Annotated in this window: 15 protein-coding genes; 12 read left to right on the top strand and 3 right to left on the bottom strand. The window is 70.2% G+C overall.

The features are described 5' to 3' along the window. Positions 1 to 74 precede the first annotated feature (74 nt). From hflK to CSC65_RS08865, 3 genes are read left to right on the top strand one after another with little or no spacing between them, the layout of a single operon-like run. Positions 75 to 1,229: an FtsH protease activity modulator HflK gene (gene hflK / locus CSC65_RS08875; RefSeq protein WP_162410199.1), complete on the top strand. Its 1,155-nt coding sequence runs from the start codon at positions 75 to 77 to the stop codon at positions 1,227 to 1,229. After that, a complete protein-coding gene (gene hflC / locus CSC65_RS08870; RefSeq protein ID WP_162410198.1) occupies positions 1,226 to 2,089 on the top strand; it encodes a protease modulator HflC in 864 nt (287 codons plus the stop codon). The genes hflK and hflC overlap by 4 nt, the downstream gene beginning before the upstream one ends. Beyond that, entirely contained in the window at positions 2,089 to 2,280 is a 192-nt protein-coding gene (locus CSC65_RS08865) for a DUF2065 domain-containing protein (RefSeq protein WP_162410197.1), read from the top strand. Before hflC ends, CSC65_RS08865 begins: the two co-directional genes overlap by 1 nt. Positions 2,281 to 2,373: 93 nt before the next feature. Here CSC65_RS08865 and CSC65_RS08860 read toward each other — a convergent pair whose 3' ends face one another. Both CSC65_RS08860 and CSC65_RS08855 read right to left on the bottom strand, forming a co-directional pair. Beyond that, positions 2,374 to 3,252 carry a PhzF family phenazine biosynthesis protein gene (locus CSC65_RS08860; protein WP_162410196.1) on the bottom strand — a complete coding sequence of 293 codons (879 nt, stop codon included), beginning with the start codon at positions 3,250 to 3,252 and terminating at the stop codon, positions 2,374 to 2,376. 32 nt (positions 3,253 to 3,284) lie between these two features. Then, the gene (locus CSC65_RS08855) at positions 3,285 to 4,148 is read right to left on the bottom strand and encodes a PhzF family phenazine biosynthesis protein (protein ID WP_162410195.1); all 864 of its coding nucleotides are present in this window, start codon (positions 4,146 to 4,148) and stop codon (positions 3,285 to 3,287) included. 203 nt (positions 4,149 to 4,351) lie between these two features. Between CSC65_RS08855 and CSC65_RS08850 the strand changes: the two genes are divergently transcribed. From CSC65_RS08850 to CSC65_RS08830, 5 genes are all read left to right on the top strand, one after another. Next, positions 4,352 to 6,976, top strand: a complete 2,625-nt coding sequence (locus CSC65_RS08850) for a bifunctional aspartate kinase/diaminopimelate decarboxylase (RefSeq protein ID WP_162410194.1) — start codon at positions 4,352 to 4,354, stop codon at positions 6,974 to 6,976. Further along, positions 6,960 to 7,457, top strand: coding sequence for a hypothetical protein (locus tag CSC65_RS08845; protein WP_162410193.1), 498 nt, complete (start codon positions 6,960 to 6,962; stop codon positions 7,455 to 7,457). The genes CSC65_RS08850 and CSC65_RS08845 overlap by 17 nt, the downstream gene beginning before the upstream one ends. Further along, on the top strand, positions 7,454 to 8,842 hold the full coding sequence (murL, locus tag CSC65_RS08840) for a UDP-N-acetyl-alpha-D-muramoyl-L-alanyl-L-glutamate epimerase (protein WP_162410192.1): 1,389 nt from the start codon (positions 7,454 to 7,456) through the stop codon (positions 8,840 to 8,842). Before CSC65_RS08845 ends, murL begins: the two co-directional genes overlap by 4 nt. Beyond that, positions 8,823 to 10,211 carry a UDP-N-acetylmuramoyl-L-alanine--D-glutamate ligase gene (gene murD, locus CSC65_RS08835; RefSeq protein ID WP_162410191.1) on the top strand — a complete coding sequence of 463 codons (1,389 nt, stop codon included), beginning with the start codon at positions 8,823 to 8,825 and terminating at the stop codon, positions 10,209 to 10,211. The genes murL and murD overlap by 20 nt, the downstream gene beginning before the upstream one ends. 168 nt (positions 10,212 to 10,379) lie before the next feature. After that, complete coding sequence (locus tag CSC65_RS08830) at positions 10,380 to 11,180, top strand: dienelactone hydrolase family protein (protein WP_162410190.1); 801 nt, start codon at positions 10,380 to 10,382, stop codon at positions 11,178 to 11,180. A 115-nt stretch (positions 11,181 to 11,295) separates the two neighbouring features. On the opposite strand, the gene CSC65_RS08825 is transcribed toward CSC65_RS08830, so the two are convergent. Then, positions 11,296 to 12,294, bottom strand: coding sequence for a polyprenyl synthetase family protein (locus CSC65_RS08825; protein WP_162410189.1), 999 nt, complete (start codon positions 12,292 to 12,294; stop codon positions 11,296 to 11,298). 153 nt (positions 12,295 to 12,447) lie between these two features. On the opposite strand from CSC65_RS08825, the gene CSC65_RS08820 reads away from it, so the two are divergent. The 4 genes from CSC65_RS08820 to CSC65_RS08805 all read left to right on the top strand — a co-directional run bounded on the left by CSC65_RS08820 (position 12,448) and on the right by CSC65_RS08805 (position 17,543). Continuing rightward, positions 12,448 to 12,954, top strand: a complete 507-nt coding sequence (locus tag CSC65_RS08820; RefSeq protein ID WP_162410188.1) for a single-stranded DNA-binding protein — start codon at positions 12,448 to 12,450, stop codon at positions 12,952 to 12,954. A 6-nt stretch (positions 12,955 to 12,960) separates the two neighbouring features. After that, positions 12,961 to 13,449 (top strand): dienelactone hydrolase family protein, encoded by a 489-nt coding sequence (locus CSC65_RS08815; RefSeq protein ID WP_162410255.1) that lies wholly within the window; start codon positions 12,961 to 12,963, stop codon positions 13,447 to 13,449. Next, on the top strand, positions 13,338 to 15,287 hold the full coding sequence (locus CSC65_RS08810; protein WP_162410187.1) for an OPT family oligopeptide transporter: 1,950 nt from the start codon (positions 13,338 to 13,340) through the stop codon (positions 15,285 to 15,287). The genes CSC65_RS08815 and CSC65_RS08810 overlap by 112 nt, the downstream gene beginning before the upstream one ends. 96 nt (positions 15,288 to 15,383) lie before the next feature. After that, positions 15,384 to 17,543 (top strand): S9 family peptidase, encoded by a 2,160-nt coding sequence (locus CSC65_RS08805; protein ID WP_162410186.1) that lies wholly within the window; start codon positions 15,384 to 15,386, stop codon positions 17,541 to 17,543. Positions 17,544 to 17,612 lie beyond the last annotated feature (69 nt).

Here is a 17,612-nt window from a genome sequence, read left to right as displayed (position 1 = left end):
CGGTCTTGCTAGAATCGGGCCCTGACCTGTCCGCCGCCCCGGCGTAGGACCGGCCCCTAAGAAACGGAGTTTTCATGGTCTGGAACACCCCTGGTAGCGGCGGCCCCGGCAGCGGCGGCCCCGGCAAGGGCGGGGATTCCCCCGACAACCCGCCGCGCAACCCGTGGCCGCCGCGGCGGCCCTCGAACAATGGCGGAAGCGGCCTTGACGGCGTGCTGGCGAAGCTGCGCGACCTGTTTGGCGGTGGCAATGGTGCCGGCTTCGGTCGCTGGATCCTGCTGGGCGCGGCCCTGCTGGTGCTGCTGAGCAGCTTCCAGCTGGTTGGCGAGCAGCAGCGCGGCGTCGTCCTGCGCTTCGGCCAGTTCGCACGCGTCATGGAGCCCGGCCCGAACCTGAAGTGGCCGTGGCCGGTGGAGCGGGTGATCAAGGTCAATGCGACCCAGATCAAGACCTTCAGCAACACCGTGCCGGTGCTCACCCGGGACGAGAACATCGTCAGCGTGACCATGAACGTGCAGTACCGGGTCGGCGACCCGCGCCTGTACCTGTTCGGCTCGCGCGATGCCGACCGGATGCTGGAGCAGGTGTCGCAGAGCGTGGTTCGCGAACAGGTCGGCCGCGCCAACCTGGATACCGTCCTCGGCGCACGCGGCCCGTTGTCGGCGAGCGCCGCCAAGCAGCTGCAGGCCTCGCTGGATGCCTACCGCACCGGCCTGGTGGTCACCGAGTTGAACCTGCAGGACGCCCGCCCGCCGGAGGAGGTCAAGCCGGCCTTCGACGAGGTCAACAGCGCCCAGCAGATCAAGGACCAGCTGATCAGCGAAGCCCGCGCCTATGCGGCCCGCGTCGTGCCCGAGGCGCGAGGCGAGGCGGCACGCAGGCGCACTGTGGCCGAAGGCTACAAGGCCGCCAAGATCGCCCAGGCCGAGGGCGACGCAGCCCGCTTCAGCCTGCTGCGCGACGAGTACCGCAACGCGCCCGAGGTCACCCGCAAGCGCCTGTGGCTGGAGACCGTCCAGGACGTGCTCTCGCAGAACCGCAAGGTGGTGGGTGCCGACAGTCGCCAGCTGATCTACGTGCCGATGCCCGCCGCGGGTGCCGCCGCGGCGCCGGCGATGTCGACACCGCCCCCCGAGGCGCTGCTGCCGGCGATCGAAAGCAGCCCCGAACCGGCACGCAGCGGCGTGCGTGATCCCGTGCGCACCGGACGCGAGGAGCCTACCCGATGAAATACACGCTCTGGATCGCCCTTGCGGTCGCTGCCCTGCTGGGCCTGCTCGGCTCGGTCTACGTGGTCCGCGAGGGCCAGGTGGGCCTGGTCCTCAACCTGGGCCGCGTGGCCCGCACGGACATCGGTCCCGGCCTGCACTTCAAGTGGCCGCTGGTCGAGACCGTGCGCACCTTCGACAGCCGCTTCGCCCTGATCGATTTCTCGCCGGAGCGTTACCTGACCTCCGAGCGCAAGGACGTCAGTGTCGACTTCGTGGCGATCGGCTACATCAACGATGCGCGTGCGTTCTACCGCGCCACCGGCGGCATCGAGTCGGCCGCGGCCGACCGCCTGGCGCCGATCATCAAGGACTCGCTGCGCAACGAGATCAACTCGCGCACGCTGACCCAGCTGGTGTCCGGCGACCGCAGCGAGGTGATCGCCAAGCAGCTGGAGGGGATCAACAAGGGCGCCGAGACGCTGGGCATGCGCATCGTCGACATCCGCCTCAAGCAGATCGACCTGCCCACAGACAGTGACGTGATCAAGCAGGTCTACGACCGCATGCGCGCCGAGCGCAAGCAGGTGGCCAGTGCGCTGCGCGCCGAGGGCGAGGAGCAGGCGCGCACCGTGCGTGCGCAGGCCGATCGCGACCAGGCAGTGCTCGTGGCGGAAGCCGAGCGCGATGCGCAGCGGTTCCGCGGCGAAGGCGATGCACAGGCCGCGCGCCTGTTCGCGCAGGCCGCTGAAGGCGACCCGGGCTTCTTCGCGTTCCACCGCAGCCTGCAGGCCTACCGCGCCGCGTTCGCCGACGGACAGGGCGTGATCGTGCTCGATCGCGACGATCCGTTCCTGCAGTACTTCAAGAACGAGCGCTGATGCCCGCCGCGCTCGTCCAGGCCCTGTGCCTGGTGGCGGTGCTCGAAGGGCTGTTCCTGTTCGCTGCGCCGGGCCTGTGGCGGCGGACCATGGAACAGCTGCTGGCCAACCCGGACGCCGCCTTGCGGCGTCTCGGGGCCGTGGTCCTCATCGGCGGCTTGGCGTCGCTGTGGTTCGTGCGGGCGGGCTGAGTCCCGCCCCACCATCGCCTCTCCGCTCCGATAGGAGCGGGCAGGGCCGCGCACCGGGGTCGTCGCGACCGCGATCGCGTCGCCCCGCTGCCGCTACGGCCAGTCGATCGTGCCGCGGACCACGCTCACCACGCGGCCACCCGACCAGACTTCGCCTTCTCCATCCACCTGCATTTCCAGGCGGGCGTCGTAGCCGACTTCGCGGCCCTGGCTGACCCGGTAGCGGCCGTCGTTTCCCGGCAGCGCATCGCGCTGCGCCAGCCACGCGGCCAGCGTGGCGTTGGCCGCCCCGGAGGCGGCATCCTCGAACATCGCCGGACCGCCGACGAACGCGCGCGCGGCGACCTGGTAGTCGCCGCCCGTGCAGCGGGCGAAGGCGAGCACGCCCATGCTTTCGGTGGCCCGCGCCAGGGCGGCGATCGCTTCCCAGTCGGGCATGGCGTTGCGCAGGGTGGCCTCGTCGCGTGCTTCGGCGAGCCACCAGCGACGGCCGCCGTCCATCAGCGCCGGCGGCAGTTCGCCCAGTGGCAGCCAGTCCAGGGCTTCTGTCATGCGCGAGCCGCGGCCATCGGCGGTCTCCACCAGGCGCGAGCGCGGCGTGCGGATGGCGATCCGGCGCACGCCGCCGGATGCGTCGACCCGCAACGGCAGCAGGCCGGCGATGCCTTCCTGCAGGAGCATGCCGTCCTGCGCTTCGGCGATCCCTGCATCCAGCACCACGTGCGCGGTGCCGACGCTGGGGTGGCCGGCGAAGGGGACTTCGCGCTTGGGGCTGAACATGCGGATGCCGTAACTGGCGCCAGGCCGCGTCGGCGGGAATACGAAGGTGGTTTCCGGCAGCCGGGTCCAGCGGGCGATCGCCTGCATCGTCGCGTCGTCCAGGCCGGCGGCTTCAAGCACCACCGCCAGCGGATTTCCGGCGCCGGGACGGTCGGCGAACACGTCCACCTGGACGAAGGGGCGCGTGGCCATGGCGACGATCCTGTCGGGGGAGGCGGCCGAGGTTACCAGTCCACCGTGCCACGGATCACCGCGTGCACCCGGCCGCCGACCCAGACGCCGTCCTCGTCGTCGACTTCCAGCGCCAGCCGCGCATCGCGGCCGATCTCGCGGCCCTGGTTGGCGATGTAGCGGCGACCCCGGCCCGGCAACCGCCCATGCCGGTGCAGCAGGGCGGCGATGCTGGCGTTGACGCTGCCGGTTGCCGGGTCCTCGGCGATGCCGACCGCGGGAGCGAATGCGCGAACCACCAGGTCCGAGTCGCTTTCGCCGCGCGCGAATACGGCCAGCTTGCCGCTGCCGGGCAGGCCGGCGATGGCGGTGAGATCCGGCCGCAGGCCGCGCACAGCGGCCTCGTCGGCCAGCTCCAGCAGCCACCAGTCCGGGCCGTTGTTCCAGAGCGCCGGGGCAAGCGCGCCGCGCGCGGCGCCCCAGACGGTGTCGGCAACCAGCCAGGCGGGCGCGGCCACGTCTTCGCGGACGCGCGCCTGCGGGCTGCGTACCGATGGCTGCACGTCGTCGCCGTCGCGGTCGATCCGCACCGGCAGCAGGCCCGCGGCACATTCCTGCACGAGCCGGCCGTCGCGTTCGCGCGCCAGGCCGGCGTCGAGCGCGGCCCAGGCAGCGCCGACGCTGGGGTGGCCAGCGAAGGGCAGTTCCATCCGCGGGGTGAAGATGCGGATCCGGTAATCGGCCTGCGCCGCGGTGGGCGGCAGGAAGAACACGGTTTCGGACAGGTTGGTCCAGGCCGCGAATGCCTGCATGGCCGCATCGTCGATGTCGCCGGCGTCGTAGACCACCGCCAGCGGATTACCGGCGCCGGGGCGGGGGGCGAACACGTCGAGCTGGATGTAACGGCGGGTTTGCATGCGCGGAATCCTGGCGGGAGTGCACGTGGCAGGGGCGAAGTATGGAGCCGCGGTGGCGCCCGCGCGGGGCCGGGTCGACGGCTGCCGCAGCGAAGCGCGCCAAGGCGGTGCCCGCCGCCTGCCGGCAGCGGGTTCCGGGCCGTCGATTCGGCTTAGAATCGACGGTTCATGCCCGGTGGTCGGGTGGTCCCCCAGCGCACTCCATGTCCCCAGCTTCGCCCAAGCAAGACTCCGCCACGGGCGGATGGATCGTCCTCAAGTTCGGTGGTACCTCGGTGTCGCGGCGCCATCGCTGGGACACGATCGGCCGGCTGGCGAAAAAACGGGCGGAAGAGACCGGCGCGCGCGTGCTGGTCGTGGTGTCCGCGCTTTCGGGCGTGACCAACGAACTGACGGCCATCGCCGATGGTGCAAGCGACAGCGCGCAGCGCGTGCAAGGACTTGTGCAGAGGCACCTGGATTTCGTCGCCGAGCTCGGGCTGGACGCCGAAGCGGTGCTCGGCGCGCGCCTGGCGGCGCTGCGCGGCCTGCTCGACGACCCGCGCGCGGCCACGCGGCCGCTGGACTGGCAGGCCGAAGTGCTCGGCCAGGGCGAGCTGCTGTCATCCACGCTCGGTGCCGCGTACCTGCGCACGCAGGGCCTGGACATGGGCTGGACCGATGCGCGCGACTGGCTCGACGCGTTGCCGCCGCAGGCCAACCAGAGCGACTGGTCGCGACGGCTGTCGGTGAGCTGCCAGTGGCAGGCCGACGCGGCCTGGCATGCGCGTTTCGATGCACAGCCCACGCGCCTGCTGATCACCCAGGGTTTCATCGCACGCCACCCCGAGGGCGGCACCGCGATCCTCGGGCGCGGCGGTTCGGACACCTCGGCCGCCTACTTCGGTGCATTGCTCGGCGCCAACCGCGTGGAAATCTGGACCGACGTGCCGGGCATGTTCAGCGCCAACCCACGCGAAGTACCCGACGCGCGCCTGCTCAAGCGGCTCGGCTATGCCGAGGCGCAGGAGATCACCACCACCGGCGCCAAGGTGCTGCATCCGCGCTCGATCAAGCCGTGCCGCGATTCGGGCGTGCCCATGGCGATCCTCGACACCGAACGCCCGGAACTGCCCGGCACCACCATCGACCGCAGCGCGGCGACGGTGCCAGGGGTCAAGGCGATCAGCCGCCGCAACGGCGTGGTGCTGGTGTCGGTGGAAGACATCGGCATGTGGCAGCAGGTCGGCTACCTGGCCGAAGTGTTCGCCCTGTTCCGCAAGCACGGCCTGTCGGTGGACATGATCGGCACCTCGCAGACCAACGTCACCGTGTCGCTGGACCCGAGCGAGAACCTGCTCAGCGAGAACGTGCTGGCCGCACTGGCCACCGACCTGGAGAAGATCGGCCGGGTCAAGGTGATTGTTCCGTGCGCGGCGATCACGCTGGTCGGCCGGGGCATGCGCTCGCTGCTGCACAAGTTGTCGGAGGTGTTCTCGAGCTTCGGCCACGAACGCGTGCACATGATCTCGCAATCGTCCAACGACCTTAACCTGACCTTCGTGATCGACGAGGCCGATGCCGACGGCCTGCTGCCGGAACTGCACGGCGCGCTGATCGACAGTGGCGCGATGCCGGTGCTGGAGAAGGAAGTCTTCGGGCCGCGCTGGCGCGAGCTCGATGGCGCGGTGCGGCCGCGGCCGGTGCCGTGGTGGCATCGCGAGCGACCGCGCCTGTTGCAGATGGCCGCGGCCGGCACGCCGCGCTACGTCTATCACCTGCCCACCGTGCGTGCGCGTGCGCGCGCACTGAAGGCGGTGGCCCCCGTCGACCAGCGCTACTACGCGATCAAGGCAAATTCGCACCCGGCGATCCTGCGTGCACTGGTGGACGAGGGCTTCGGCCTGGAGTGCGTGTCGTTGGGCGAGCTCCGGCACGTGTTCGCGTCGGTGCCGGGCCTGGATCCGCGCCGGGTGCTGTTCACGCCCAGCTTCGCGCCGATGCACGAGTACGAGCAGGGCTTCGCCCTGGGCGTCACCGTCACCGTGGACAACGTCGAGGCGCTGCGGCGCTGGCCGGAGCTGTTCCGCGGCCGCCAGGTCTGGCTGCGCATCGACCTGGGCCACGGCGACGGCCACCACCAGAAGGTCAACACCGGCGGCAAGGATTCCAAGTTCGGCCTGTCGGCGCAGCGCGTGGACGAGTTCGTCGACGCGGCGCGCGCGCTGGGCACCACCATCACCGGCCTGCATGCGCACCTGGGCAGCGGGGTGGAGAACGCGGGCCACTGGCGGCAGATGTGCGACGAGCTGGCCGGCTTCGCCCGCCGCATCGGCACCGTGTCCACGCTCGACATCGGCGGCGGCTTGCCGATTCCCTACAGCGCCGACGACGAGCCGTTCGACCTGGACGCGTGGGCGGCCAGCCTGGCGGAGGTGCGTGCGGTACACCCGGCGTTCGGGCTGGTGATCGAGCCGGGCCGCTACCTGGTCGCCGAGTGCGGCGTGCTGCTGGCCCATGCCACCCAGGTGATCGAGAAGGATGGTGTGCTGCGCGTAGGCCTGGACGCGGGCATGAACGCCCTGGTGCGGCCCGCGCTGTACGACGCCTGGCACGACATCGTGAACCTGCAGCGCCTGGACGAGGCGGCCGAGGCGATGTTCGACATCGTCGGCCCGATCTGCGAATCCAGCGACATCTTCGGCAGGCAGCGCCCCCTGCCGGCGGCCACCGCGCCGGGCGACGTGATGCTGATCGCCGACGCGGGCGCCTACGGCCACGCGATGGCCAGCACCTACAACCAGCGCGAGCTGCCCGCCGAGGACGTGATCGATGAGTCCGCGGGCTGAGTTCATCGCCCTGGCGACGCTGGCCGGCATCGTGGTCGCGGTGCTGGGATACCTGCTCGCCTCGAGCTTCGTGTTCGAGCAGCCGCTGGGCGAGGCGCTGCGCATGGGTGCGCGATGGAGTCCCACCGGCGGCCTGGCTGCGCTGGGTGCTGCCTGGATCGTGACCGCGTGGCACGGGCGTCGGGGCAGGGCGGGACACCGGTGGCGCACCCCGGGCCTGGCCCTGCGCGCGACGCTACTGGCACTCCTGCTGTACCCGCTCGCGGTCGCCTGCTGGGTGCTGTTCACCGGCTTGCTCGACCAGCAGTTCGCCACCACCGGCATGCCGCTTCGCGAGCTGGCGGACTGGGTGCCTTCCATCGTGTTCGGCGCTACGCTCGCGGCCCTGCTGATCGGGACGCTGCCGGCGTTCGCCATCGCCTTCATGCTCGGCCGTCGCTACCTGCGACGGCTGGCAGGTTCCACCACGGATATTGCATGACCAGTTTCGATCGAGACGCCATCCGGACCTTCCGCTTCGTGCGCTGCGGCTTCGATGCCGCCACCGGCGTGGCGGAGCTCGCCTACGCCTTCGATGATGGCCCGGACCTGGTGGAGACCGTCACCGTGCCCGGTGCGCCGTTCGTGCTCGACGACCAGCGCGCAGCCGCCGTCGAGCGTGCGTTGCGCCTGCTGCACCTCATCGCCGGCGTCAGCTACTACAAGGCCGCGGTGCCCGAACAGATCCGCATCGACGGTTACGCGATCGATGCCGCAACCGCGGCGTTGCTGGAACAGGTCTACCTCAACGGACTGGGCGAGTTCGCCTATCGCAACGGCCTGGACCTGCACGGACGGATCCGTTTCCCCGTGGGCGTCCTGGCCGACGAGGCTGTCGCGCCTGCATCGGCCGCGCCTGCGCTGGGCCTGGCTGCGCGCGCGCTGGTCGCCATCGGCGGCGGCAAGGATTCGCTGGTCAGCATCGAGGCCCTGCGCGCGGCCGGCGTGGACCAGGTCGTGACCTGGATCGGCGGTTCGCAGCTGATCCGCACCTGCGCCGAACGCACCGGCCTGCCGACCCTGAACATCGGCCGCGCCCTGGCGCCAGCGCTGTTCGAGATCAACCGGCAGGGTGCGTGGAACGGCCACATCCCGGTGACCGCGGTGAATTCGGCGATCCTGGTGCTGGCCGCGCTGCTGACCGGGGCCGGCCAGGTGGTCTTCTCCAACGAGCGCTCGGCCAGCTACGGCAGCCTGATCGTGGCCGCCGACGGCACCGTCACCGGCGAGGTGAACCACCAGTGGTCCAAGGGCTGGGCCTTCGAACGGGCATTCGGCGAGCACGTCGAAGCCACGGTCGCGGCCGACCTGCATTACTACTCGCTGCTGCGACCCCTTTCGGAACTGGCGGTAGCCCGGCAGTTCACGAAGAGCGACCACTACGACGCGTACTTTTCCAGCTGCAACCGCAATTTCCACATCCTCGGCGAGAAGCCCGCGCAACGCTGGTGCGGGCTGTGCCCGAAATGCCACTTCGTGTTCCTGGCGCTGGCGCCGTTCATGCCCAAGACGCGGCTGGTGCGGATCTTCGGCCGCAACCTGCTTGACGACGTTTCGCAGGCGCCGGGTTTCGATGCGCTGCTGGAGTTCCAGGACCACAAGCCGTTCGAGTGCGTGGGCGAGGGGCGCGAGTCGCGCGCGGCGATGGCCGCGCTGGCCGCGCGCGCGGACTGGCGCGAGGACGTCCTCGTGGCGCGCTTCGTCCGCGAGATCCAGCCTCAGCTGGATGCGCGCGAACTGGCGGTCGATGCGCTGCTCGTGATCGACGGCGAACATCGCGTGCCTGCCGCCGTATGGGAGCGGGTGAGTGCGCGTTTCGCAGCTTGAAGGGCGCCGCGTCGCACTGTGGGGATGGGGGCGCGAGGGCCGCGCCGCCTGGCGCGCCCTGCGTAGCTCGCTTCCGGCGCTGCCGCTGACCCTGTTCTGCAACGAGGCCGAAGCGACCGAAGCGGCTGCGCTCGGCGACCCGCTGCTCACGCCCGATGTGCGGATGGATGCCGACCTGCTCGCGGCCTTCGACGTGGTGGTGAAGTCGCCGGGCATCAGCCCGTACCGGCCCGAGGCCCTGGCCGCGTCCGCGCGCGGCACCCGCTTCATCGGTGGCACCGCGTTGTGGTTCGCCGCGCACCCCGATGCGCGCACGGTCTGCGTCACCGGCACGAAGGGCAAGAGCACCACCACTTCGCTGCTGGCGCACCTGCTGCGCGCAGGCGGGCACCGCACCGCGCTGGCCGGCAACATCGGCCTGCCCCTGCTGGAGGTCGCCGAAGATCCTGCGCCGGAATTCTGGGCGATCGAACTGTCCAGCTACCAGACCGGCGACGTGGCGGCCAGCGGCGTGCGCCCGGAGGTGGCGGTCGTGCTCAACCTGTTTCCCGAGCACCTGGACTGGCACGGCAGCGAGGCGCGCTATGTCGAGGACAAGCTGGCCCTGGTCATCGCGGCGCGACCGCGCATAGCGGTGCTCAACGCGGCCGACCCGCGCCTGGCGGCACTGGACCTGCCCGGAAGCCGGGTCGCCTGGTTCAACCGCGAGGACGGCTGGCACCTGCGCGGCGACGCGCTCTACCGCGGCGACGCCTTCGTCTTCGACACCCTGGCCGTGCCCCTGCCGGGCCGGCACAACCGCGGCAACCTGTGCGCGGTGCTGGCGGCGATCGAGGCGCTGGGCGTGGATGCCGCGCCGCTGGCGCCGGCAGCGCTGGACTTCCGCCCGCTGCCGCACCGGCTGCAGTGGCTGGGCGAGCGCGACGGGCTCGCATGGGTCAATGATTCGATCAGCACGACCCCGCACGCCAGCCTGGCGGCGCTGGATTGCCACCGGGCGTGCCGGGTGGTGATCCTGCTCGGCGGGCACGACCGCGGGCTGGACTGGTCGGAGTTTGCCGCGCGCATGGGGGAATCGGCGCCGCTGGGTGTCGTGACCATGGGTGGCAACGGGCCCCGGATCCACGCGTTGCTCGCGCCGCTCGCAGCCGCGGGGCACTTCACGCTGGAAGCAGCGGGCGACCTGGCCGATGCGGTGTCACGCGCGCGCGGTTTGCTCGGTGGCGAGGGCGTGGTGCTGCTTTCGCCGGGTGCTCCCAGCTTCGGTGCCTATCGCGACTACACCGAGCGCGGCCGCCATTTCGCCGCGCTGGCCGGTTTCGATCCGGACAGCATCAGCGCGATCCCGGGACTGGGCATCGCCCCGTAGCAGGGCGGATCGCCGGCGCCTGTCCCGCAATGCCGGCACGCAACCGGTCGCGTGCGCGCTGGCGTCATGCGGCAGGGCGGGGCCGCCTCGGGTTTCGCGTGCACACGTCACGCCGCCAGCGAGGGTCCGCGGACTACACTCGCCGCTCCCGACCCCGGAGAATCGACCATGCGCAGTTCCCTGATCGCGGCGTGCGCCTTGTTCGCCGTCGTGCTGTCGTCGCCTGCCGCGGCCAAGCCGCGCACCGAAAAGCTGGAATGGACGATCGGCAAGGACCGCTTCAGCGGCGTGCTGGTCTACGACGACGAAGACAGCGAACGCCGCCCCGGCCTGGTGATGGTGCCCAACTGGATGGGCGTGACCGATGCCTCGGTCGAAACCGCGCGCCGCATCGCCGGCGACGACTACGTGGTGCTGGTGGCGGACGTGTACGGCAGCAAGGTGCGGCCGAAGGACAGCAGCGAGGCCGGCAAGATCGCCGGCGCCCTGCGCGAAGACCGTGCCGTGCTGCGCGCCCGCGGACTCGCGGCGGTGGAGGCGCTCAAGGCGCAGGCAGGCAAGGTACCCGTGGACGCGGGCCGGGTCGGTGCAGTCGGTTTCTGCTTCGGCGGCACCGCAGTCCTGGAACTGGCGCGCGCGGGCGTGCCGCTGGCCGGCGTGGCCAGCCTGCATGGTGGGCTCGGCACGTCGACCCCGGCGGTCGCGGGGAATACGGTCAAGGCGCCGGTGCTGGTCCTCAACGGCGCCGCCGACAAGGCGGTGAGCCAGGAGGACATCGTCGCCTTCGGCAAGGAAATGGACGCGGCCGGCGCGGACTGGCAGTTCGTCAACTTCAGCGGCGCGGTGCACTGCTTCGCCGAGGAGAGCGCCGGCAACGATCCGGCCAGCAACTGCCGTTACGACGCGCGCGCGGCGCGGCGCGCCTTCATCATGCTCGACAATTTCTTCGAGGAGCGCTTCGGCGACTGAGCCGGTTGGCGGCGAGGGCGATGCGCGTCGGCGCGTCGCCTTGCGGTTGCGCCTGGTTCTCGAGGGATCACGGCGCGGGTGCGAAACCAGCCGCTGCGCGGACGACGGCGCGCACTCAGTGCGAGCGTTCGACCGCGTAGCGGGCCAGTCCCCGCAGCGCGGCGAGGGCTTCCGAATCGGGCAATCCCGCCAGTGCAGCCTCGGCCGCGACCGCATAGTCGAGCGCGAGCCGGCGGCTGTATTCCAGTCCGCCGGTGGCGTGGATCGCAGCGAGCGCTTCGGGCATCGCCTCGCTGTCGCCGTCCTGGATGATCGCGCGCAGGCGATCGCGGGTGGCAGCGTCCGAATGGGCCATCGCATGGATCAGCGGCAGCGTCGCCTTGCCCTCGGCCAGGTCGTCGCCGAGGTTCTTGCCCAGGTCGCCGGCGTCGGCGGTGTAGTCGAGTACGTCATCGGCGATCTGGAAGGCGTAGCCCAGGTTCATCCCGTAGTCGTACAGCGCCTGCTGGGTGCGGGCGTCCGCGCCCGACGCCAGCGCGCCGAGCTGCGTTCCGGCGGCGAACAGCACCGCGGTCTTGCGTTCGATCACGCGCAGGTACGCAGCCTCGTCGGTGTCCGGGTTGCGCACGTGCAGCAGCTGCAGCACCTCGCCCTCGGCGATGCGGTTGGTGGTGTCGGCGAGGATCTGCATGACCTCCATCCGGTCCAGTTCGACCATCAGCTGGAAGCTGCGGGAGTAGAGGAAGTCGCCGACCAGCACGCTGGCCGCGTTGCCCCATATCGCATTGGCGGTGCGGCGGCCGCGGCGCAGGTCGGATTCGTCGACCACGTCGTCGTGGAGCAGGGTCGAGGTGTGGATGAACTCGACGATCGCCGCCAGCTGGTGGTGGTCGGCACCGGTCCCGCCGGTCGCCTGTCCGGCCAGCACCACCAGCATCGGCCGCAGGCGCTTGCCGCCGGCCGAGACGATGTGTTCGGCGATCTGGTTGATCAGGACGACATCCGAGGCCAGGCGGGTGCGGATCAGTGCATCGACGGCGGCCATGTCCGGCGCGGCCAGCGCCTGGATCCGTGGCAGGGGGGCGTAGGTGGAGGGGTTGGGGAGGTCTGCCATGCGTGCCGCCTGGGAAAGTCACTGAATTATAAGGGTCAGACACGGGCAAACCCTACCCCGGGACGGGTATTCCGGTGATTGCCGGGATGCCGCCGGTATACTCCAATGTCTCCATGTCCGGGCTTCGCCGGACCTGAAACGGAATCCAAAACTATGGCGCGCGGCATCAACAAGGTGATCCTGGTCGGCAACCTCGGCGACGATCCCGAAACCAAGTACACCCAGTCCGGCATGGCAGTGACCATCGTCCGCCTGGCGACCACCAGCGTGCGCAAGGATCGCGACGGCAACACCCAGGAGCGCACCGAGTGGCACCGGGTGAAGTTCTTCGGCAAGCTCGGCGAGATCGCCGGCGAGTACCTGCGCAAGGGCTCGCAGTGCTATGTCGAGGGCAGCATCCGCTACGACAAGTTCACCGGCCAGGACGGGCAGGACCGCTACATCACCGAGATCGTCGCCGACGAGATGCAGATGCTCGGCGGTCGTGCCGGTGGCGGCGGTGGTGGCGAAGGCTATGCCGACCGCGGCGAGCGTCCGCAGCGCAGCGCACCTCCGCGTCGCGATGCGCCCCCGCGCAGCGCACCGGCGGCAGCTGCCGCGGCACCGCAGGCGGGTGGCGGCTTCAACGACGATTTCGCGGACGACGATATTCCGTTCTGATCGTGGCTGCGGGCCGGTTCCGGCCCGATCCTTGTCGTCCGTGGAGCGGGCCGTGTCAACAAGCGCCAGGCGGCGCGGATCCGCGTCCCTGTATTACGGGCCGCTGGTGGCGAGGACCAGATCACGCCGCGCGAGCACACGCGGATAGTGAAGGCGGCGCCGAAGGGCGCCGGGGTGCCGGTGGAATCGCGGTACTACCCGACCGAAGGCCACGGTTTCTACACCGGCCGCACCAGCGCGAGTACTAAAACCGCCTGCTGTCCGCGATCGCCACATCGGCGTGGGCGCAAAGCCCTGACGGCAAAGGGCCGGGCCGGGCAGGGCTGGACTTGCCCGCGCCCGGCCGATAGCGTGTCCGGCTTCATGTTTGCAGGGGAAACCGCATGGCCCAGTCCGGCCCACCGCAGCTCACTTTCCGCGCCGTCGTCCTCGCCATTGTCCTGGCGGTGGTGCTGTCGGCCGCCAACGCCTACCTGGGCCTGTTCGCCGGCCTGACCGTGGCCACCGCGATCCCGGCGGCCGTCGTGTCGATGGGCGTGCTGCGCCTGCTTGGCGGCGGCACGATCCTGGAGAACAACATCGTCCAGACCGGCGCCTCGGCCGGTTCTTCGATCGCCGCCGGCGTCATCTTCACGATCCCGGCACTGGTGCTGATGGGCTACTGGCCGAACTTCGACTACTGGTGGGTGCTGGGCATCGCCGGCCTGGGCGGCCTGCTCGGCGTGCTGTTCTCCGTGCCCCTGCGGCGCACGATGATCGTCGAAGAACCGCTGCCGTTCCCCGAGGGCAAGGCCGCGGCCGAAGTGCTCAAGGCCGGCGAGAACCCGGGTCCGGGCCTGAAGATCCTGGGCATCTCGGCGGCGATCGGCGCGCTGGTCAAGCTGTCGGCGGCCAACGGCCTGCGTGCCATCCCCGACAGCTGGGCGGTGGCCGGCTACTTCGCCAACAACAAGATCATCGCCTACCTCGGTACCGGCCTGTCGCCGGCGCTGCTCGGCGTGGGTTACATCGTCGGCCTCAACGTGGGCATCGTCGTGCTGTCGGGCGCGATCCTGTCCTGGCACATCGCCATCCCGCTGTACAACGCCTTCTTCCTCGGCAGCGACCCGGCCCTGGCCGCTTCGATCGCCGGCGCGCCAGCGGCCGATGCGGCATTCGCGATCTGGTCGGCCAAGATCCGCTTCCTCGGCGTCGGCGCGATGCTGGTCGGCGGCGTCTGGACGCTGTTCTCGCTGCGCAACTCGCTGCTGGCCGGCATCCGCAGCGGGTTCGCCGCCGCGCGCAAGAGCGCGGGCGGGGAAGTCACCAGCGAGACCGATCGCGACCTTCCGATGAAGTGGATGCTGGTGGCGCTGGTCCTGTTCGTGCTGCCGTTGCTGGCGCTGTACCAGGCCATCGTCGGCCAGTGGCACGTCAGCATTCCGATGACGATCATCATGATCGTCGCGGGCTTCCTGTTCGTTTCGGTGTCCGGTTACCTGGCCGGCCTGGTCGGTTCCTCGAACAACCCGGTCTCGGGCATCACCATCGCCACCATCCTGTTCGCTTCGGTGGTGCTGCTGATGCTGCTCGGCGCCGATGGCCAGAAGCAGGTCAACGGTGCGCCGCTGGGCGCGGTGGCCGCGATCATGATCGGCGCGGTGGTCTGCTGCGCGGCGGCGGTCGGTGGCGACAACCTGCAGGACCTCAAGACCGGCTACCTGGTCGGCGCCACGCCGTGGAAGCAGCAGCTGATGCTGGGCATCGGCGCGTTCTCCTGCGCGCTGATCATGGCGCCGGTACTGAACCTGCTGCAGGAAGCGTACGGGATCGGCTCCAAGACCCTGCCGGCGCCGCAGGCCAACCTGATGGCCTCGGTGGCCAAGGGCCTGTTCGGCGGCCAGTTGCCGTGGACGATGATCGCCATCGGCGGCGTGGTCGGCGCGCTGACCATCGCCCTGGACGGCTGGCTGAAGGCGCGCGGTTCGCGCTTCCGTGTGCCGGTGCTGGCCGCGGCCATCGGCATCTACCTGCCGCTGGAACTGATGGTGCCGATCTTCCTTGGTGGCCTCATCGCGCACCTGGTCCAGCGCTTCCACAAGGTGCGCGACGACGACGAGGCCGCGCTCGACCGCGTGCACCGCCCGGGCGTGCTGTTCTCCGCCGGCCTGATCACGGGCGAGGCCCTGATGGGTATTGCGATTGCCCTGCCGATCGTGATCACCCAGAACCCGGAAGTGCTGGCCCTGCCGATTAGCCTGGGTGCCTGGGCGCAGTGGATCGGCCTGCTGGTGCTGGGCGCGGTCGGCTGGCTGCTGTACCGGGTGGGCAAGCGCGGCGAGCAGGCCGCGTGATCCCGTGACGAACGGGGCGGAAGGCATGACCTTCCGCCTTTGCGCTGGCCCGGCGGCGCTGCCTAGCATCCGGGATCATCTCTCCAGGAGTTCCGGATGAAGTCTGTCTGTTCGCCCCTCGCGCTGGCCGTGGCCGGCCTGCTCGGCCTTGCCGCCGCCCATGACGCACAGGCCGCCCGCGGCCTGGACGTGCGCGACCTGCAGAAGCTGGACCGGGTGTCCTCGCCGGTGCTGTCGCCCGACGGCGGCCTGGTGGTCTTCGCCAGGCGCGAGATGACCGGTGCCAGTGGGGAGGACCTGGGCAAGGCGTCGACCGCGTTGTGGACCCGCGACCTGCGTACTCGCGACCAGGCGCCGCCGAAGCGCCTCACTCCGGCCGGCTGGAACGTCAACTCGCCTGCGTTCTCCGCGGATGGCAAGTGGCTGTATTTCCTCAGCGCACAGTCGGGCACGCAGCAGGTGTACGTGATGCCGGCCACCGGAGGCGCACCCAAGCAGGCCACGCACTATCCGCTGGATATCGGCAGCTTCAAGGTCTCGCCCGATGGCCAGCGCCTGGCGGTGAGCATGGAGGTGTTCCCTGACTGCGGCGCGGACATCGACTGCACGGTCAAGCGGCTGGATGAGCGCAAGGCGTCCAAGGCCAGCGGCGTGGTCTACGACAAGCTGTTCGTGCGGCATTGGGACACCTGGGAGGACGGGCGCCACAACCGCCTGTTCGTGACCACCCCCTCGACCGGCAAGAACAGGCCGAATCCCGCTCGCCTGGTCGATTCGTCGACCGGTTCGCCGGGCCCGGGCAACGTCCCCTCCAAGCCGTTCGGCGGCAACGACGAATACACCTGGTCGCCCGATGGCGAGTCGATCGTGTTCTCCATGCGCCGCGCCGACCGCCAGGAAGCCTGGTCGACCGACTTCGACCTGTACCGCTACGGCGTCGGCCAGCCGATGCAGAACCTGACGTTCGACGGTCGCACCGAAGCCGGCGTGGCGTCGCCCGGACCACTGGGCGAAAACCGCGCCTGGGATACCGGCCCGGTGTTCAGCGCCGACGGCAAGACCCTGTACTACCGCGCGATGAAGCGCCCGGGTTTCGAGGCCGACCGCTTCGGCCTGATGGCGCGCGACGTGGCGACCGGCGCGACCCGCGAGATCGCGCCGGACTGGGACCGCAGCGCCGACGGCATCGTCCTGTCGGCCGATGGCCGCACCATCTACACCACCGCCCAGGACACGGGCGCGCACCCGCTGTTCGCGGTCGACATCGCCACCGGCAAGGTCGAGAAGCTGGTCGGCGACGGCAGCATCTCCGCGTTCGAGATCGCCGGCGACACGCTGGTGTTCACCCGCAATACGCTCAAGAGCGGCGACCAGCTGTTCGCCACCTCGTTGTCCGATCCGGCCACGCAGCGCGCGATCACGCCGGCCGCCGGCGAGGTGCTGCCGGACGTGACCTTCGGCGCGTACGAGCAGTTCAGTTTCCCCGGCTGGAACGGCGAGACCGTGCACGGCTACGTGGTCAAGCCGTGGAACTACGAGGAAGGCAAGACCTATCCGGTCGCGTTCCTGATCCACGGTGGCCCGCAGGGCAGCTTCGGCGACGGCTGGAGCTATCGCTGGAATCCGCAGACCTACGCGGGCCAGGGCTACGCAGTGGTGATGATCGATTTCCACGGCTCGACCGGTTATGGCCAGGCCTTCACCGACGCGATCAGCGGCGACTGGGGCGGCAAGCCGCTGGTCGACCTGCAGAAGGGCTGGGCCGCGGCGCAGGCGAAGTTCCCGTTCCTGGATGGCGACCGTGCCTGCGCCCTGGGCGCCAGCTACGGCGGCTACATGATCAACTGGATCGCCGGCAACTGGTTCGACAAGCAGGGCAATTCGCCGTTCAAGTGCCTGGTCAACCATGACGGCGTGTTCGACACGCGCTCGATGGGCTACGTGACCGAGGAGCTGTGGTTCACCGAGTGGGAGAACGGCGGCACGCCGTTCGGCAAGCCGCAGAACTACGAGAAGTTCAACCCGGTCAACCACGTCGCCAACTGGAAGGTGCCGATGCTGGTGGTGCAGGGCGAGAAGGACTACCGCGTGCCGGTGGACCAGGGCCTGTCGACCTTCACCGCGCTGCAGCGCAAGGGCGTCGAATCGAAGCTGCTGTACTTCCCGGACGAGAACCACTGGGTGCTCAAGCCGGCCAACAGCGTGCTCTGGCACGACACCGTCAACGCCTGGCTGAAGCAGCACATCGGCCAGTAAGTCCCGCCCGATGGCCGGCTCAATGCCGGCCATCTCATTCCGTGGGCCGGCACCACGCCGGCCATCGCG

The sequence above is a fragment of the Pseudoxanthomonas daejeonensis genome (assembly GCF_010093205.1).
Lineage (GTDB): Bacteria > Pseudomonadota > Gammaproteobacteria > Xanthomonadales > Xanthomonadaceae > Pseudoxanthomonas > Pseudoxanthomonas daejeonensis.
Note: the sequence above shows the minus strand (reverse complement) of the source record. Positions and strands in the feature narration are given on the sequence as shown.

Coding starts and splice junctions, on each gene's coding strand:
- CSC65_RS08865 (WP_162410197.1), top strand. CDS start 2,089: ATGCCCGCCGCGCTCGTCCAGGCCCTGTGCCTGGTGGCGGTGCTCGAA.
- hflC (WP_162410198.1), top strand. CDS start 1,226: ATGAAATACACGCTCTGGATCGCCCTTGCGGTCGCTGCCCTGCTGGGC.
- murL (WP_162410192.1), top strand. CDS start 7,454: ATGACCAGTTTCGATCGAGACGCCATCCGGACCTTCCGCTTCGTGCGC.
- CSC65_RS08855 (WP_162410195.1), bottom strand. CDS start 4,148: ATGCAAACCCGCCGTTACATCCAGCTCGACGTGTTCGCCCCCCGCCCC.
- CSC65_RS08820 (WP_162410188.1), top strand. CDS start 12,448: ATGGCGCGCGGCATCAACAAGGTGATCCTGGTCGGCAACCTCGGCGAC.
- CSC65_RS08850 (WP_162410194.1), top strand. CDS start 4,352: ATGTCCCCAGCTTCGCCCAAGCAAGACTCCGCCACGGGCGGATGGATC.
- CSC65_RS08825 (WP_162410189.1), bottom strand. CDS start 12,294: ATGGCAGACCTCCCCAACCCCTCCACCTACGCCCCCCTGCCACGGATC.
- CSC65_RS08810 (WP_162410187.1), top strand. CDS start 13,338: ATGGCCCAGTCCGGCCCACCGCAGCTCACTTTCCGCGCCGTCGTCCTC.
- hflK (WP_162410199.1), top strand. CDS start 75: ATGGTCTGGAACACCCCTGGTAGCGGCGGCCCCGGCAGCGGCGGCCCC.
- CSC65_RS08805 (WP_162410186.1), top strand. CDS start 15,384: ATGAAGTCTGTCTGTTCGCCCCTCGCGCTGGCCGTGGCCGGCCTGCTC.
- CSC65_RS08860 (WP_162410196.1), bottom strand. CDS start 3,252: ATGGCCACGCGCCCCTTCGTCCAGGTGGACGTGTTCGCCGACCGTCCC.
- CSC65_RS08830 (WP_162410190.1), top strand. CDS start 10,380: ATGCGCAGTTCCCTGATCGCGGCGTGCGCCTTGTTCGCCGTCGTGCTG.
- CSC65_RS08845 (WP_162410193.1), top strand. CDS start 6,960: ATGAGTCCGCGGGCTGAGTTCATCGCCCTGGCGACGCTGGCCGGCATC.